Here is a 15,661-nt window from a genome sequence, read left to right on the forward strand (position 1 = left end):
GTGCTACCGGAAACTCACCCGCCCCGGAGCTTCGGCCACGCGTCCAAAGACACGTTTTCAGCCACTGCGGTTGCGGTGCGGCATCCGGTATCCCCGTTCCGGACACCGGCAGCCGGGATATCGGAGGGAGCACCACTGGATAGTGCCTCAGAACCTGCACAGATCGGCCCGGAACGCCGGTAACAGTCCGGCGCACGGCATGCGTCCCACGCGGGTGCGCGACCGGTCCGACCCGTTTCCTGCCGCTTTTTCCGCGGCTGCGGAGTGAATCACGGGTGGCTGAAAAAGATCACGCGTGGGCCCGGTACCGCCTTCGGCGGCAGGCCGGACAGCGCCTGGCACTTGCGGGAGGGCCGCCAAGTCCGTGAGCTTCCGTGACTCACCCGAGGAGCTGGCCAGGACCCCAGTGACGCCCAGTGCCGCGGCGACCACCCGCCGGGCCTGACCACTATCGAAGTGTCCGCCGCCGGGGTGGCCCTCGCCGCTCCGTACGAGAAGCGGCCCTGCGCGGGAGGAAGTAGGCCCGCCTGCGAGTCAGACCCCTTGTCGGAGGGTGTCGTTGCGGCCTCGGGCCGACCTTGCCGGGGTATCCGCCCGAGGCTCATCGGACGTGATTCGCCAGTTTGGTGGCTCCGTTGAGCAGGTACTCCAGGGGTCCGCGGCGGAAGAAGCGGGACCAGATCACCGCGAACAAGGTGGCCCCGAGGATGAACCAGAGCAGCAGCGCGGCGGAGGCGGACTGCGGCGGGGTGGCCGCTTCGCCGGGCAGGGCGAGGATGACCAGGATGTGGGCCACGTAGAGGGTCAGGGACATCGTGCCGACGGCGATGATCGGAGTTGCCGGCCGCCGCAGCCACAGCAGTCGGTCCATCGCCACCGTCAGGCACAGGAGCACGGTGATCGCGATCCCGATGCTGCCGATGAGGTCGAACGTGGAACCGGTGTGCGGCTCGGCTGCCAGCAGCCCCCATGTGTCAGGGCCCCCCAGCCCACCACCGACCGGCATGTCGAAGGATCCCGATGTCGATCCCGATCCCGATCCCACTGTCATGCCGGGGTCCTTCATGGCACCGGGGTCCTTCATGTCAGGCATCCCGGCCGTGATCTTCTGATCACCGCCGGACAACCGGAGCGCCAGCCACGAGACGCCGTATCCGAACCCGATCAGCGCGGGTCCGACCATGGCCAGCCGCCGCTGCACCGCGCCGGAGGTCAGATCCAGCCGGCCCAACCCCATGCCGGTGACCACGAACGTCATCCAGGTGATCGCCGGGTAGAGGCCGGTGAGCAGGAGGTCGAGCACGCCCACGCCGGAGAGTCGCGCGATCGGGTCGTACGCGTCGATGCTCTTCACGATCGACTCGGTGAGCAGTGCCCTGAGGCCGAACGCCAGCTGCGGCGTGACGACCGCGAGCGCGACCGCGATGATCGCGAGCGTCCTGGCCCGCAGCCGCAGCAGGGGCAGGGCCAGCAGGAAGTACAACGCGTAGAAGTTGAGGATTCCGGCGCCGCCGAAGTTGGTCATCGCCAACGCGCTGCCCAGCACCAGCAGGATCACGGCCCGGATCACGATCCGGGCCCTCGCCTGCCTGCCGGCCAGGCCGGTCTTCGGCTCGTGGCGGCCGGCGATCAGCATCAACGAGAACCCGGCGAGGGTGGCGAACAGCGCCGAGGCCCGGCCGCTCGCCAAACCCAGGAACCAGTCGCCGACGCCGCCCCCGGGCGTTGGGAAGGGGCCGACGTGCACGGCGAACATTCCGAACACGGCCAGTGCACGGGCGAGGTCCACCCCGACGAGCCGCGCCACCGGCGCTGGGCGTTCCGTCGCCGTGGCGGACTCGGGTGCGGATAAGGAACGCGGAGGCGCCTTCTTGGCGGTTTCGATCTCAGTCACCGGGACAACGCTGCCGAAGCGCGGGGGCGGTCAACCATCCGACGGGCTTCGGGAGGTGCCCCGCCGGTCGGCCGACCGACCCCCGCCGATTGGCGGGGGTCGGTCGGCCGCACACGAACGAATGCGGTCCCGCCGACCTGCCCGTCGAAGCACCCCGAGCTCGCCGGCGACCACAGGGGACCAGCCTCACCCGTGCTGATCAACGCCTGCTGCAGCACGAGTTGGCCTGAAAGGACTTCCCGGCTCAAGGCAACCCTTTGCGGAGCCTGTGACCACAGGGAGTCGGATCCGGCCATTCCAGTGCCTGATTCCGCCACTCCTCTGGTGAACGGCATGCAAGGAGAACACCTCCCCATGAAAAACCCCACGAACGGCGGGCGCCGCGGGCGTCACCGCCGTCGCTGGACCGCGACCGGTCTGCTGCTCGGCGTGCCCGCCATCGTCGTGCCGTATCTCCTGTTCGCGCAGGAGGACTCGCAGGCCGCGACGGTCGACGGCGATGCCTACTACCGGCTGGTTTCCGTACGCAGCGGCAAGGCGATGGACGTCAACGCCTTCTCCACCGCCGACCGCACCCGCATCCAGCAGTGGACCGACCAGAACACCGCCAACCAGCAGTGGAAGCTGAGACCCACCGGGGACGGCCATTACGAGCTGGTGAACCGCAACAGCGGCAAAGTGCTGGGCATAGCGGGCGATTCGACCGCCCAGGCAGCTGCCGCTGAGCAACAGACCGACAGCTCCTCCGCCTCCCAGGAGTGGCGGATCGACGATGTGAGCGGTTCCGACGCCGTCACCTTCACCTCCCGCAGGAGCGGCCAGGTCCTGGACGTCTCCGGAGGCTCCACGGCCGACGGCGCGGCAGTCATCCAGTATCCCGGCAAGGGCAGCACCAACCAGCAGTGGAAGCTGGTGAAAACGGCCGAGACCCAGGCGGCCGGGACCGGCGGGGCGCAGACCACGGCCGCGGCCGGACCGTATGCGTGGAACAACACCCAGGTGGTGGGCGGCGGTTACGTCACCGGGCTGGTGTTCAACCCGCGGGAGAAGGGCCTGCTGTACGCGCGCACCGACATGGGCGGCGCCTACCGCTGGGACGTCGCGGCCGAGCAGTGGATCCCGCTGACCGACTGGGCCGGCGAGAAGGACTGGAACCTGCTGGGCATCGATTCGGTGGCCACCGACCCCGTCGACCCCGCCCGGCTCTACCTCGCGGCGGGCACCTACACCAACAGCTGGGCGGGCAACGGCGCGATCCTGCGCTCCACGGACCGTGGCCGCACCTTCCAGCGCACCGATCTGCCCTTCAAGCTGGGCGCCAACGAGGACGGCCGCGGGGCGGGCGAACGGCTGGTGATCAACCCCTCGGACAACGGCACCCTGCTGCTGGGCACCCGCAAGAACGGCCTGTGGCGCAGCACCGACCACGGCGTGACATGGAGTCAGGTCTCCTCGTTCCCCGTCAAGGACGGGGCCAGCAGCGGCGCGGGCATCTCCTTCGTGACGTACGGCCCCGCCGGAAGCAAGACGGTCTATGTCGGCGTCGCCGACAGGTCCACCTCCCTGTACCGCTCCACCGACGGCGGCAGCACCTGGCAGGCGGTCTCCGGGCAGCCCACCGGCCAGATGCCGCAGCACGGCGTGCTCTCCGGTGACGGCTCGCTGTACCTGACGTACACCAACGTCGTCGGACCCAACGGCGTGACCGCGGGCTCGGTGTGGAAGTACACGACGGCTGGCGGGGCGTGGAAGAACGTCTCCCCGTCCGAGGGCAGCTACGGGTTCTCCGGTCTGGCCGTCGACCCGCAGAAGCCGTCCACGGTGATGGTCACCACCCTCGACCGCTGGTGGCCCGAGGACGAGATCTACCGGACCACCGACGGCGGCACGACCTGGAAGGCACAGGCCGCGAAGTCGGTGCGGGACGCTTCCGCCGCTCCTTACGTCGGTACCGGCACCGGGCACTGGATGACCGCCCTGGCCATCGATCCCTTCAACTCCGGACACGTGCTGTACGGCACCGGCAGCGGCATCTGGCGCAGCAAGGACGCCACCGCCACCGACAGCGGCGGCACCAGCCACTGGACCGTGGGGGCCCGCGGGCTGGAGGAGACCGCGCTGATGGACGTGATCGCCCCGCCCGGCGGCGCCACCGCCGTCACCGCCATGGGCGACCTGGGCGGTTTCCGCCACGACTCCCTGACCGGGGTGCCCGCCGGTCGGCTGGAGAACCCGATGATGATCACCAGCACCGACATCGATTTCGCCCAGTCCAACCCCGCGGTGATGGTCCGCGTCGGCCGTGGCGGCGCGCAGGACGGCGCCTACTCCACCGACGGTGGCAGCAGCTGGAGCGGCTTCAAGGCGGAGCCGGTGGGCAGCGCCGACAGCGGCCATGTCGCGCTCGCGGCGGATGGCTCCACCGTCGTCTGGACCGAGGCGGGTCAGGCCCCGTACCGCTCGACCGACAAGGGGGCGAGCTGGTCGAAGGTCAGCGGCCTGGGCACCGGCGCCGTGGTCGTCGCCGACCGCTCCTCGGCCAAGACCTTCTACTCACTGGCCGGCGGCACGCTCTACGCCAGCACCGACGGCGGCGCGACCTTCACCGCCCGCGCCACCAACCTGCCCGCCGGCCGGCTCACGGCCGTCCCCGGCATCGCCGGGGACCTGTGGATCGCCGACGGTGGCAAGGGGCTGCTGCACTCCACCGACGGCGGCCGCACCTTCACCACGCTCGGGGCGGTGCAGTCCGCCTCCGCCCTCGGCTTCGGCAAGGCCGCGCCGGGCGCCGCCTACCAGGCCCTGTACCTGATCGGTACCGTCAAGGACGTCACCGGCGTCTTCCGCTCCACCGACAAGGGCGCCACCTGGCTCCGCGTCAACGACGACGCCCACCAGTGGGGCAGCATCGGCGGCGTCGGCGTCGTCACCGGCGACCCCGACACCTACGGGCGCGTCTATGTCGGCACCAACGGACGCGGCCTCCAGTACGGCGACCCGTCCTGACCCCGACGCCCGACCGCCTGTGGCCAGCAGCGGACGCTGCGGGCCACAGGCGGTCGTTGCGGTGAGGGACGCGGGCCGGTTCGAGTACGCCTTCCCGCGTGCTCGAACCGTCAGCCGATCTTGCGTGAAACCACCAGACCGCACGCGCCCGTCGTGCTCTCACAGGCGACGTTTCCCGCGGCCAGTACGGCGCGAGTGCCGGGAACGCCGTCTATGCCGAGGAGTGAACTGCCCACGGTGGTCGAGATCTCCTCCGGAAGTCCCTCCTCGGTCCAGGAGGCGCCGTCCCAGCGGGAGAGCACCGCATGGCTGCCGCCCACGGGCCAGCCCGCGACCCACACCGCTCCCGAGCCGTCCGTGCCCGAGGCGTTCACCTCTTCGAGGTCGGGCGCGGGGAGCGGCCGCCAGGTGCGGCCGTCCCATCGCGTGGCGAGCAGTCCGCCGGGCGCCCCGGGGTCGTTGGTCTTGCCGAACACATGGACCGTTCCGCGCTTCGTCGTCACGACGTGGTTGGCCACCCAGCCGGCGTCGTACTCGTCGGGGACAGGGATGGTCCGCACCGTCCAGCGCCGGCCGTCGAAGTGGTAGAGCAGGGGCCTCGCGGTGCCGTCGGCGTCGGCCTCGGCGGTGACCCACACGTCGTCGGGGCCTGTGCCGGTGATGTCCCAGGGCTGTACCGGGCTGCCGTCCGGTGCCGGAGGAAGGGCCGTCCGCCGCCATGTGCGGCCGTTCCAATGCTCCAGCTGTCCGCTGTACGCGCCCGTCACCGGGTTCCAGTCCATGGTGGTCAGCCACACGGAGTCCCGGCCCACCGAGGTCAGTTCCCCGACGAAGCGGATCCAGCCCTCGGCGGGTGCCGGACGCTGCACCCGCTTCCATCGGGTGCCGTCCCAGTGCTGGAGCACGATGGGGCTGGCGGTCGCGGGACGCGCAGCGCCGCCGCGGGACCGGTCCGCCGGAGAGTCGGGCAGACGGCTCACAAGGCGGTCCGCAAGGCGGTCCGGCAGCTTGGCCGAGGAGGCGGAGGGGATCTCCACGTCGGTGTACGTCCCGGCGGCCCAGACGTCGTCGGGGCCGGAGGCGGCCACCGCCTCAAACTGCGCGGGCCTGCCTCCGGTCGCCGCGAGCCGAACGTCGGTCCACCGCTTACCGTCCCAGTGCTTGGCCAGCGGGGCCACCGAGAAGGAGTCGTCCGTCTTCCGGCCGACCGCCCAGGCGTCGGTCCTGCTCCTCGCGTCGACATCCATGAAGTCACTGGAAGCCGCCTCGGAAAGCGGTAACGCGACCTTCCAGGGGGTCTCCGCCTGGGCCTTCGTCTCGGTCTGCGCCTGGGCGGCCCACGGAGTGAGGGCGAGGGCGCAGGCCGCGAAGACGGTGGCCACGCGGATGCCGCGTGAGGCAGCCCCTTGTGCGGGGGTTCTCATCAAGTCGCTCCTTCTGGAGGTGTGTTTCCGTAACAGGCCCGGCGGTGCCTGGCCCGCGCGGGGGAGTTCAGCGCCGGGCGTTCTTCGGCACGGTGATCTGCCGTTGCGCCCACTCCATCCGGGTGGTCGCCGAGTAGTTCACCGTCGTGCCCGCGTCCAGCCCCGCCTGCCGCGCGGTGGCCGACGGTTCGGCCAGGACGACGAGCTCGGCGAGCAGAGCGCCGGTGGACGGGTCCACGACCAGCCGCTGCTCCACACTCCCCAGCGGGGTCTCCGCGTGGTCGGGGAGCGTGATGCCGATGCCCTTGCGGCCCAGCGGGTCGGTCGCAGAGCCCTGGACGCGGATGCCCGGCAGGTCCGCGAGCAGGCGGTACGCGGCGGCCCGGGTACCGGGCTTCACCGGCATGGTGATGACGTCGGCCGCCTGGCGCAGCATCCAGGCCGTACGGTCGCCGCTGTTCTCGCCGCCGCGGTCCCGCTCGTACAGCCGCTGGAACTGCCGGCGCAACTGCGCGGTGTCGGTGGGCAGTTTCCGCAGATCCTGGTAGGAGACGTTGTCCGGGCCGAGGGCGTAGATCTTGTTGTCGCTGTCGGTGCGCATGACCGTGGGCCGCCCGGGGGCTCCGATCGTCATCGCGACCCTCATCCGACCGTCAGCATCTGCCGGGCTCTCCACTTGCCGTGGTGAACCGGCGTCCCGCCAGCGTTCCTCGTCCGCCGCGGTGCGGGGCTCGGTCTCGGCGTCCAGGCCGATGACCATCAGGCTCCGGGTTCCCGGGCGCACCCCCACCGACCACTCCTGCGTCTCGGTGCTGCGCACGGCGAAGCGCCGTCCCGGCTCACCGACGACGTCCACGTTCTCCCCCCGTGTGGTCACCTGCCAGTACGTTCCCTCGGCAGTCGAAGCCTCCGCCGCCTTCGCCGCGCCGAGCAGTTCCATCCGGCCGTCCAGCCCCGTCGCGGTGGCCGACGGCGGGCGGGTGCCCGGCTGCGCGCTCGTGGTTCCGCGCGAGTCCTGTCCGACGAGGGTGCTCACCACGATCGCGGACGCCGCGACGGTCGCGACGGCCCCGAGCGGCACGAACCGGGGACGCAGCCATGCCAGGGGGCCTCGGGTGGGCCCCTCCTGCGTGGCGGCCGTGATCCGGGCCAGGTCCTCGCGCTGCCGACGGGAGCCCGCCAACTGGGACGGGTCCAGTTCGGCGGGCCGGGCGTCCGCGAGCGCCTTCATGACGTCTCGCCGCCGCGCGGACCCTTCGTACGTCTTCCTCATGCGATTGCTCCTTCACGGTCGGTGCGGCCGTCAGTGCGGCGCACTGCCGGTGCGGGGGGTACGGACACGGCCTCCACGGCACGTTCCAGGCGACGACGGGCCCGGTGCAGCCGGACGGTCAGGGTCGCGGTGGTGCACCCGAGGACGCGTGCGGCCTGCTTGGGGCTCAGCCCGTGCCAGGCGATCAGGGTCAGCAGTTCCCGGTCGGCGTCGGACAGGCTCGCCAGGGCCTGGAGCGCCGCTTCTCGATCGGTCACGCGTGTGGCCACGTCCTGCGCCTCGGTCCCGGCGCCGGTACTGATGCGCTGTGCTTCCTGTGCGGCGAGCGCGTACTGGTGGCTGTCCCGGCGACGCAGCTCCCGCACCAGGTTGCGGGCCACGCCCAGGAGCCAGGGCAGCGCGGGTTGCGGAACGTCCCGCATCCGCCGCCACGCGACTGTGAAGGTCTCGCTGGTGATGTCCTCACCGACCTGCCGTCCCACCTGGCTCGTGGCATAGGCGAGTACACGCGGATAGCACTCCTCGTAGACGTCCCGGAAGCGTTGGACTTGAGTCACGCGCCGTCTCCTCGTATCGGGCTCTGTCACTGAGGAATGCGCGTGACAGCCGGGTTATTACAGGCCGAGCGGAATCCGCACGGCCGAGACGACATCGCGCCGCACTCGGTCGCGTCGTCACGGAGGTAAGACGTCCCGCGACGCGCAACCGCACACCGGAGTTGACCAGCCGCCCGTCGGACCGGCACGCCGAGCTCTTCCACTCCGGCGGGCGATCCCCCGAGGCTCTCGCCGAGTGGTACGGCATCCTGCACGAACTCCCGGGCGCCCCCTGCACCGACGCCCAGAACGCGCTCGTCCTCCCCCGGGCCATCGCAGTTTCACGACGGCCGCAGGCAGAACAACTCCGGTCCTACGAGGTTGACTTGTCATCGCCGATCATGCGGTCGGACTCGTCGACGGCAGCAGCGACAGGAGTACGCCGCATCATGCAGCCGCAGCGGGCCGCCCTCGTAACCAGCCGCACTGCCGCGGGAATCCGGTTCACCCGTTGTTGGCTCCGTTACGCACCCGGCATCCCGGTGCAATATCCGGGCCGTTCCCTTCCATGACACATCAACCGTCCGGCGCCACGCCGGGAGGGGATGGGGCACAGCAAGGAGGAGCAAGACATGACGGCCACGGACAGTGCGGGCTCTGACAGCGCCGCTACGCCGCCGGAGTACTCCCCCCGTCTCTACAACGCGGACCTCGCCCCCGCCACCGAGCGCAAGTGGGGCGCCTTCAGCATCTTCAACGTCTGGACCTCGGACGTGCACAGTCTGTACGGCTACTTCCTGGCCGCCAGTCTGTTCCTCGTCGCGGGCAACACCTTCAAGTTCCTCATCGGCATCGGTGTGGGCTCGCTGATCATCTACTGGCTGATGACCCTCATCGGCAAGGCGGGCGTCAGGACCGGTGTGCCCTACCCGGTCCTCGCCCGCGCCTCGTTCGGCACCTTCGGCGCCAACGTCCCGGCTCTCGTACGGGCCGTGGTCGCCACCTTCTGGTACGGCGCCCAGACCAGCGCCGCCGCCGGCGCCGTCGTCGCTTTCCTCGTCCGCTACGACGGCCCCAAGGATCTGCACGAGACCACCCGGCTCTTCGACCACAGCGGCCTCGAAGTGCTGTGCTACCTCGGCGTGTGGGCCGCCCAACTGCTCATCATCAGCAAGGGGATGGAGACGGTCCGCCGTTTCCAGGACTTCGCCGGGCCGGCGGTCTGGCTGATGATGCTGATCCTGGCGATCGCGCTGTCCGTGGAGGCGGGGGTACTGTCCTTCTCCGTCGACATGCCGAGCGGCGACCTGGCCACACTCGCCAAGAGCGCCACCGGACTCGACGTCAGCCCCGGCTCACTCGCCGCGATCGCCGCGATAGCCGCCACCTGGGTCACCTACTTCGCGGCCCTGTTCCTCAACTTCGGCGACTTCGCACGCTTCACCCCCGACGAGAAGGCCCTGAAGAAGGGCAACATCTGGGGCCTGCCCGTCAACCTGATCCTCTTCTCCCTCGTCGCGGCCATCACCACGGCCGCCGCCAGCAAGGTGTACGGGGAGGTCATCCTCGAACCGGCCGTCATCTCCGCCAAGTTCGACAGCGCGTTCCTGGTCCTGCTAGCCGCCCTGACCTTCGCCGTGGCGACCCTGGGCATCAACGTCGTCGCCAACTTCGTCAGCCCCGCCTTCGACTTCGCCAACGTGGCCCCGAAGTACGTGACCTTCCGGCGGGGCGGCCTCATCGCCGCCGTCATCGCGCTGCTGCTCTACCCGCTTCACCCCTGGGACAACGCTCCCAGCTTCGTCAACGCCATCGGCTCGACGATGGGCCCTCTCTTCGGCGTGATCGTCGTCGACTACTACCTCATCAGGAAGGCACAGCTGAACGTGCCCGCGCTGTACCAGGAGCACGGGGAGTTCCGCTTCCAGGGCGGCTGGAACATCCGGGCGTTCGCGGCCGCCGCGGTGGGCTCCGTCTTCTCCAGCATCCTTCCCGTCTACGGGCCGTCCGGATACGGGACGAATCTGGGTCCGTACTCCTGGTTCATCGGCGTCGCCGTGGCCGGGGGGCTCTACTTCGCTTTGAGCGGGGGCAGGAGCCCGCTCACCGCGAGGACGGCGGCAACGGAAGCGCCAGAGGGGACAAAGGCATAGGAGCCGGGTTCTCCCAACAACCCGAGCAGGGCGCCTGACCTGGGCTGATGCCTGCCAGGCGCCCTGTTTTGTCGGGCGGGTCCGCCGTCCCGAGCACGCTCCCGAGCGGGTCGCGCGGGCTCTGTGTTTACCCGACGCTGTTGTCGACCTTGAGGTTGTAACTGACCCGGTTGCCGTTGACGGCGGTGGTAGTGACGATGACACCGCGGCTGTCGCTGCTGGTAGTGATCTGGCAGCGGATCGTGGCGCCGACCCGGGCCGGGAGGTGCTCGGCACAAGTGACCATTTTGGGACGCTTGCCGGTGTCCGCGGCGACCTTGTCGGAGATCGTCAGCGCGACTCGGGCCTTGTGGACGGCCCCCTCCTCGCTGACGCCCGTGTTCTCGGGCTTTGCGGGGTCGTCGCCGGCCGGCTTCTCCTCGGCCGTCGGCTGCTCCTCGACCGGCTCCTCGACAGGGGCTGCGTCCTCGCTGGCCGTCGCCTCATTCTTCTTCTTCTCCGCGTTGCCAATGCTCAAGGAGCATCCAGTGGCGAGAAGCACCGTCAGTGCGCCCAGCGCAGCCGCGGCCGCAATCCTCTTTTTACGCCCCGTGTGCCGCATTATTTCCCTCTATTTGTGAGTGATGAGAAAAGAACAGGAAGACGCAATCGACTGAATCGGTGCTGCGTATAAGCGGTTGGCGGTGCCGCCGCCATGCCCAGCTCATACTGGATCGCGTGAGAAGTCGGCGAACTGCCGTGCGCGCGGCACCAGTTCGTCCACGGTGATCAACCTTCCGGCTTCAAGTGCGGCCCATTACCGTTCGGTCTCCGCGTCGGCGGCACAACAGGCCACCGCTTTTCGGCCAAACCATAGGACGATGGCCGGGCCCGGAATGTGTCACGCGTGCGGGAATCTTTGTCAGCAGCGCTCCATCGACACCGGCTGCCCGTCGGGGGCCGTCGACACAACCCGGCGCGCGGTACACACCTCAACCGGCCACGCTGCTACGGGGTCGGCGAGGGCGCGGGTGAGCTGACGTCGTGCCAGGTGGCTGCCCTGGGGGCGACCTCGATGCCGTTGCACGGCGAGACGGCGGCCTGCCATGCTGATCTTCGCGACCGGATCGCGTTGAGGGGGGCTTGTGAGGGCACGGAATGACGCATCACCACGCCGACCCCATGGCCGATGCAGACGAAGGCCTGCCCCATGAGCCCGGTCCTGGACACTGCGCTCGTACCACCGCGAGACCGGGAGGAGACGATCCGGCATGCGGTATGGGAATCCGTCGTGCCGGTCGATATCGATCACCATCTCCCGCCCAAGGACCTCTCGGTTCATATCGGGCTCGGCACCGTCGGGCCCATCAGGATCTGCTCGGCGCGGGCGACCGCACTGACCGTGCAACGGACGGAGCGGCTGGCCAGGGAAGATGAGGAGCCGGCCGTCTTCCTCGGCCTTCAGCTGACGGGCACCAGCCGGGTGACTCAGAACGATCGCCAGTCCCTTCTGAGACCCGGAGACTTCGCCCTCTACGAGACAACCGCCCCCTACACCCTTCACTTCAACGAGGGCGTCGCCCACCACTTCTTGCGTTTCCCCCGCGCGGCACTCGCGCTCCCTGAGCGATCGCTACGAGACATTGCCGCAGTCCCCCTCGGCTCCGACAACCCCGTCGCGAGCCTCGCCTCCACGTACTTTTCCCAACTGGCCGTCAGCGAAGAACTGCGCCGAGGCAGCCTGCACGCCGACGCAATCGTGGAGCCCAGCATCGAACTCGTTCGCGCCGTCGTGGCGTCCCAGCTCGGAAACTCCAGCCTGGCCAGGGCGCCGATGGAGGCTACGCTCAACCTGCGGATCACTCAGTACATCCGAGCGCACCTGGCTGATGCCGACCTGTCGCCCGCGAGGATCGCCGCCGTGCACGGCATCTCGGTCCGTCACCTCTACACGGTGCTGGCCCGTTCGGGTATCAGTCTTGGCGACTGGATACGTACGCACCGGTTGGCGGAATGCAGACGAGAGCTGGCCGGCCCGAACGGCCGGCTGCGGACCATCGCGGCGATAGGCCGGAGTTGGGGCTTCGTGGACGCGACCCACTTCAGCAAAGTGTTCAGGCAGGCCTACGGCGTCTCGCCCCGGGCTTGGCGCGACCAGAACCGTCCCGGCCCCTCCGCCTGAACCGGCCGAATCGTCGATCGCATGAGGTCCCCCGGAACGGCGGAGCATGGCAGGCCGCGTGACGCGTACGGCGGCCGGAACCCTCAGGCGCCGCCCAGCGGCACAGTGCCGCGCCTCAGTCGTGCGGCCGGCCCCGGCGTCCCCTCGGGAGGACGCCGGGGCCGGCCGTCGGCAGCTACAGGGCTGCGGCCTCCGCGGTGGTGAGGAAGCGGAGGTTCTGCACGTGCTCGTTGACGAACATAGGCACGCCGTCCGAGGCCAGGTACCACCTCGGCTTGCCCGTGCTGTCGGCGATCACCCTGCCGTTGACGCGGAGGTTCTCGAAGGTGACGTCCTTGATGGCGTGGTCCTTGTCGAGACCGGCGATGATCGACAGGTCGGCGTTCTTGCCGTTGTAGCTGAGGTCCTTGATATAGACGCCCTCGATGCCGCGGCCTGCCGAGGTGTTGTACTTCGGGTTGTACTCGACCCGCATGTGGATGAGCTGGCCCCAGCGGAAGTCCTCCACGCGGATGTTGTCGAACTTGACGTCCCGGACAAGGTTGCTGTCGCCGACCATGAAGGCGATGGCGCCCTGGTAGGTCACCTGCGGCTCGCGGTGGTCGAGGATGTCGATGTTCTCGAAGTTCAGGTTCTCCAGCATCTCCGGGTTGTCGGTGTTGCCGTGCACGCCCATGTTGATCGGGTGGGCCACGTCGGCCCAGAGGGAGCAGTTCTTGACGGTGATGTTGCGGGTGTCGCCGTAGAAGTCCCAGCGGTGGGTGTAGAGGGCGATGCTGTCGTCGGACGTGCGCAGGAAGCAGCCGTCGATCGTGATGTTCTCGGAGCAGTAGAGCTGGATGCCGTCGCCCCAGCCCTGGTGGCTGAAGGCGCGCAGGTTCTTGATCTTGATGTTCTGGGACTCGGCGACCCTGATGTTCTCGTACCGGGGGTTGAGGATCGTGATGCCGTCGATGGTGACGTTGTCGCACTTGCGGATGAGCATCGCGCCCCACTTGGAGTTGTAGACCACTCCGCGGCCGATCATCCGGGAGTTCTCCACCCCCTCGAACTGCACGAACGAGTTGAGGACCGCGCCGGGGGCCAGGTAGACGGTGGTGTTGCTGGGCACCTTCAGCTCGCCGTTGGCGGGGGTGTGCAGGCCGGGCCCGAAGTACATGACGTTCTTGTCGCCCTCGGCGGGCACGTCCTGCTCGAGCGGGTTCGCGAACAGGTGCAGGCAGTCGAAGATCTTGTCGTCGACCTGGACGACGATGTTGCGGGGCCGGTCCAGGGTGAAGCGCGCGGTACTGCCGAGCACCTCGGGCTTGATGTCGTACGAGTCCGGGCGGACGCGGAACTTCTCGGCGCCGCCGGGGTTGTAGGTGACCTCGACCTCAACGGTGCCGGAGAAGTCGAACATGGCCACGGAGGAGTTCTGGGCTCCGTTGCTGCCGGTGGTCGCGTTGATCAGCGCGAGCTTGGCCAGATAGACGTCGAGTCTCTGCCAACTGCCTCCGCGCGCCCGGATCTTGACGGTGAAGGCGTTGTTGACGGGCACCTGCGGAAGGGTCGGGTGGATGACAACGATGTCGTCGACGGCGTCTGCCTCCTGCGTCGTGGCATCAGCGGCCTGCGCGGTACCCGCGATGCTGCTGACCAAGCCGGCAGCAGCGATGACGCCGGCGGCCTGGAGAGTGGACCGGCGGGACAGGGACGAGCTCATGGGGACTCCTTGAACGAAACGCGGATGGATGGCCGCCTGTGTCCGGAGGTGGAGAGTCCTGCGCTGCAGCCGCCCTGCGCGGCCGACCGCGGGAGCGAGCAGACGAAGCCCCACCCTTCGTACAGATCTGGCGTTGGGGTGGGCTGATAGTGCGGTCACACGGAAATGTGCGTCAAGACTGTTGACTCACTTTCGAAACAATTCGGTAGCCTCGGGCTCTATGAGTCAAAAGCTCGGAGGGTCACTGCACAGTCTGCGCCGCACCAACGAGGAGCAGTTGCTGGCCCTCCTACTGGCCTGCGGCCCACTGCACCGTGCCGCTCTCGCGCGCCGGGCGGACATCTCCCGGACCACGGTCTCGACGATCGTCAACGACCTGATGGCCCGTGGCCTGGTCGTCCAGTCCGACGAGGAGCCCGACGAAGGCCACGACGGACGGGCCCGGGACCTCCTCGCGGTCCACCCGCGCGCGGCCGCCGTGGCCGGCATGAACCACACGTTCGACGGCGTCTGGGTCCATCTCCGTGATCTCTCCTCACAGGAGATCGGGAGCCGGGGCGTTGCCTTGGACCCCGCGTCCGGTCCCGACGAACGCATCACCGCCGGCGTCGGCATCCTGCACGAACTCCTGGACGATCACGGGTTGCGGCCCGGCCAGATCATCGGGGCGGGCATCGGCGTGCCCGGTCCGATCGACCACACCACCGGAGTGGTCGGCGTCTCCCTGCCGGGGCAGCCCTGGTCGCACATCAACGTGCTCCAGGAGTTCGAACGAGCGCTCGGCCTGCCCGTCGTCGTGGCGAACAACACTCGCCTGGAGGCCGTCGCCGAGGCGCGCTGGGGGGCCGGGCGCGGCGTGAAAAACCTGCTGTACGTCGGGCTGTCCAACGGCATCGCCGCCGGTCTGATCCTCGACGGACGGCTCCACGGCGGTGCGATCGGGGCGGCGGGGGAACTGGGACACGTGTCGGTGAGCCTCGGCGGGCCGACGTGCCGATGTGGCAACCGCGGCTGCCTGGTCCTGCAGGCCGGCATACCGGCCGTGCTCGCCGCGCTGCGACCGGCCTTCGGAGAAGGTGTCGGACTGGACGAGATGCTGGTCCGCACCGCGGCCGGCGACCGGGCGGGGGAGGGCGTCTTCTCCGACGTAGGTGCCGTGGTCGGCCAGGTGCTTGCCAACCTGTGCAACCTGCTCAACCCCGAGCGCATCGTGGTGGGCGGCGAGTTGTCCCTGGCCGGAGAGGTGCTGCTCGAACCCATGAAGGCGGCGATCCGCCGGTACGCGCTGTCGCTGGTCCGCGACGTGGACGTGGTCCCGGCCGAACTGGGGATCGGGACGCGGGTCGGCGCGCTCGGCGGTGCCGCGCTCGTACTCGGCGAAGCCCCGGATCTGGCCGCCGCACTCAACCGTATGACGCTGAGGACGACCACACCGCCCGGCGTGGCGGGTCTGGGCGCCGAGGAGGAGGACAACGGGTGAGCATCGTGACGCGCACACGTTTCGCTCGG

The 15,661-nt window shown here is 69.3% G+C and carries 11 protein-coding genes; 4 read left to right on the forward strand and 7 right to left on the reverse strand.

Annotation, left to right across the window (positions count from 1 at the left end):
• Positions 1 to 601: 601 nt before the first annotated feature.
• Positions 602 to 1,894: a DUF418 domain-containing protein gene (locus ACGFNK_RS08230; RefSeq protein WP_393413103.1), complete on the reverse strand. Its 1,293-nt coding sequence runs from the start codon at positions 1,892 to 1,894 to the stop codon at positions 602 to 604.
• 354 nt (positions 1,895 to 2,248) lie between these two features.
• Here ACGFNK_RS08230 and ACGFNK_RS08235 point away from each other — a divergent pair, with 354 nt between their 5' ends.
• Positions 2,249 to 4,900: an RICIN domain-containing protein gene (locus tag ACGFNK_RS08235; RefSeq protein ID WP_393413105.1), complete on the forward strand. Its 2,652-nt coding sequence runs from the start codon at positions 2,249 to 2,251 to the stop codon at positions 4,898 to 4,900.
• Positions 4,901 to 5,010: 110 nt separating this feature from the next.
• Here the strand turns inward: ACGFNK_RS08235 and ACGFNK_RS08240 are convergent, their stop codons facing one another.
• The 3 genes from ACGFNK_RS08240 to ACGFNK_RS08250 all read right to left on the reverse strand — a co-directional run bounded on the left by ACGFNK_RS08240 (position 5,011) and on the right by ACGFNK_RS08250 (position 8,154).
• Positions 5,011 to 6,324, reverse strand: a complete 1,314-nt coding sequence (locus ACGFNK_RS08240) for a hypothetical protein (RefSeq protein ID WP_393413107.1) — start codon at positions 6,322 to 6,324, stop codon at positions 5,011 to 5,013.
• Between the two features lie 67 nt (positions 6,325 to 6,391).
• A complete protein-coding gene (locus ACGFNK_RS08245; RefSeq protein WP_393413109.1) occupies positions 6,392 to 7,597 on the reverse strand; it encodes a CU044_5270 family protein in 1,206 nt (401 codons plus the stop codon).
• A complete protein-coding gene (locus tag ACGFNK_RS08250; RefSeq protein WP_386342491.1) occupies positions 7,594 to 8,154 on the reverse strand; it encodes an RNA polymerase sigma factor in 561 nt (186 codons plus the stop codon). Before ACGFNK_RS08250 ends, ACGFNK_RS08245 begins: the two co-directional genes overlap by 4 nt.
• Positions 8,155 to 8,765: 611 nt before the next feature.
• Between ACGFNK_RS08250 and ACGFNK_RS08255 the strand changes: the two genes are divergently transcribed.
• Complete coding sequence (locus tag ACGFNK_RS08255) at positions 8,766 to 10,286, forward strand: NCS1 family nucleobase:cation symporter-1 (RefSeq protein WP_393413111.1); 1,521 nt, start codon at positions 8,766 to 8,768, stop codon at positions 10,284 to 10,286.
• Between the two features lie 127 nt (positions 10,287 to 10,413).
• Here ACGFNK_RS08255 and ACGFNK_RS08260 read toward each other — a convergent pair whose 3' ends face one another.
• Complete coding sequence (locus ACGFNK_RS08260) at positions 10,414 to 10,803, reverse strand: DUF4333 domain-containing protein (RefSeq protein WP_393413113.1); 390 nt, start codon at positions 10,801 to 10,803, stop codon at positions 10,414 to 10,416.
• Between the two features lie 470 nt (positions 10,804 to 11,273).
• Positions 11,274 to 11,477, reverse strand: coding sequence for a hypothetical protein (locus ACGFNK_RS08265; protein WP_393413115.1), 204 nt, complete (start codon positions 11,475 to 11,477; stop codon positions 11,274 to 11,276).
• On the opposite strand from ACGFNK_RS08265, the gene ACGFNK_RS08270 reads away from it, so the two are divergent.
• Complete coding sequence (locus tag ACGFNK_RS08270) at positions 11,476 to 12,447, forward strand: helix-turn-helix domain-containing protein (protein WP_393413117.1); 972 nt, start codon at positions 11,476 to 11,478, stop codon at positions 12,445 to 12,447. The two genes, ACGFNK_RS08265 and ACGFNK_RS08270, sit on opposite strands and share 2 nt — an antisense overlap.
• 175 nt (positions 12,448 to 12,622) lie before the next feature.
• Here the strand turns inward: ACGFNK_RS08270 and ACGFNK_RS08275 are convergent, their stop codons facing one another.
• Complete coding sequence (locus ACGFNK_RS08275) at positions 12,623 to 14,152, reverse strand: glycosyl hydrolase family 28 protein (protein ID WP_393413119.1); 1,530 nt, start codon at positions 14,150 to 14,152, stop codon at positions 12,623 to 12,625.
• A gap of 220 nt (positions 14,153 to 14,372) precedes the next feature.
• Between ACGFNK_RS08275 and ACGFNK_RS08280 the strand changes: the two genes are divergently transcribed.
• A complete protein-coding gene (locus ACGFNK_RS08280) occupies positions 14,373 to 15,632 on the forward strand; it encodes an ROK family transcriptional regulator (protein WP_393413121.1) in 1,260 nt (419 codons plus the stop codon).
• Positions 15,633 to 15,661 lie beyond the last annotated feature (29 nt).

Source organism: Streptomyces sp. NPDC048825 (assembly GCF_043198355.1).
Taxonomy (GTDB): domain Bacteria; phylum Actinomycetota; class Actinomycetes; order Streptomycetales; family Streptomycetaceae; genus Streptomyces; species Streptomyces xiangluensis.

Bases quoted from the DNA above. Each gene is read 5' to 3' on its own strand.
- ACGFNK_RS08235 (WP_393413105.1), top strand. From the start codon at position 2,249: ATGAAAAACCCCACGAACGGCGGGCGCCGCGGGCGTCACCGCCGTCGC.
- ACGFNK_RS08240 (WP_393413107.1), bottom strand. From the start codon at position 6,324: ATGAGAACCCCCGCACAAGGGGCTGCCTCACGCGGCATCCGCGTGGCC.
- ACGFNK_RS08245 (WP_393413109.1), bottom strand. From the start codon at position 7,597: ATGAGGAAGACGTACGAAGGGTCCGCGCGGCGGCGAGACGTCATGAAG.
- ACGFNK_RS08255 (WP_393413111.1), top strand. From the start codon at position 8,766: ATGACGGCCACGGACAGTGCGGGCTCTGACAGCGCCGCTACGCCGCCG.
- ACGFNK_RS08270 (WP_393413117.1), top strand. From the start codon at position 11,476: ATGAGCCCGGTCCTGGACACTGCGCTCGTACCACCGCGAGACCGGGAG.
- ACGFNK_RS08265 (WP_393413115.1), bottom strand. From the start codon at position 11,477: ATGGGGCAGGCCTTCGTCTGCATCGGCCATGGGGTCGGCGTGGTGATG.
- ACGFNK_RS08275 (WP_393413119.1), bottom strand. From the start codon at position 14,152: ATGAGCTCGTCCCTGTCCCGCCGGTCCACTCTCCAGGCCGCCGGCGTC.
- ACGFNK_RS08280 (WP_393413121.1), top strand. From the start codon at position 14,373: ATGAGTCAAAAGCTCGGAGGGTCACTGCACAGTCTGCGCCGCACCAAC.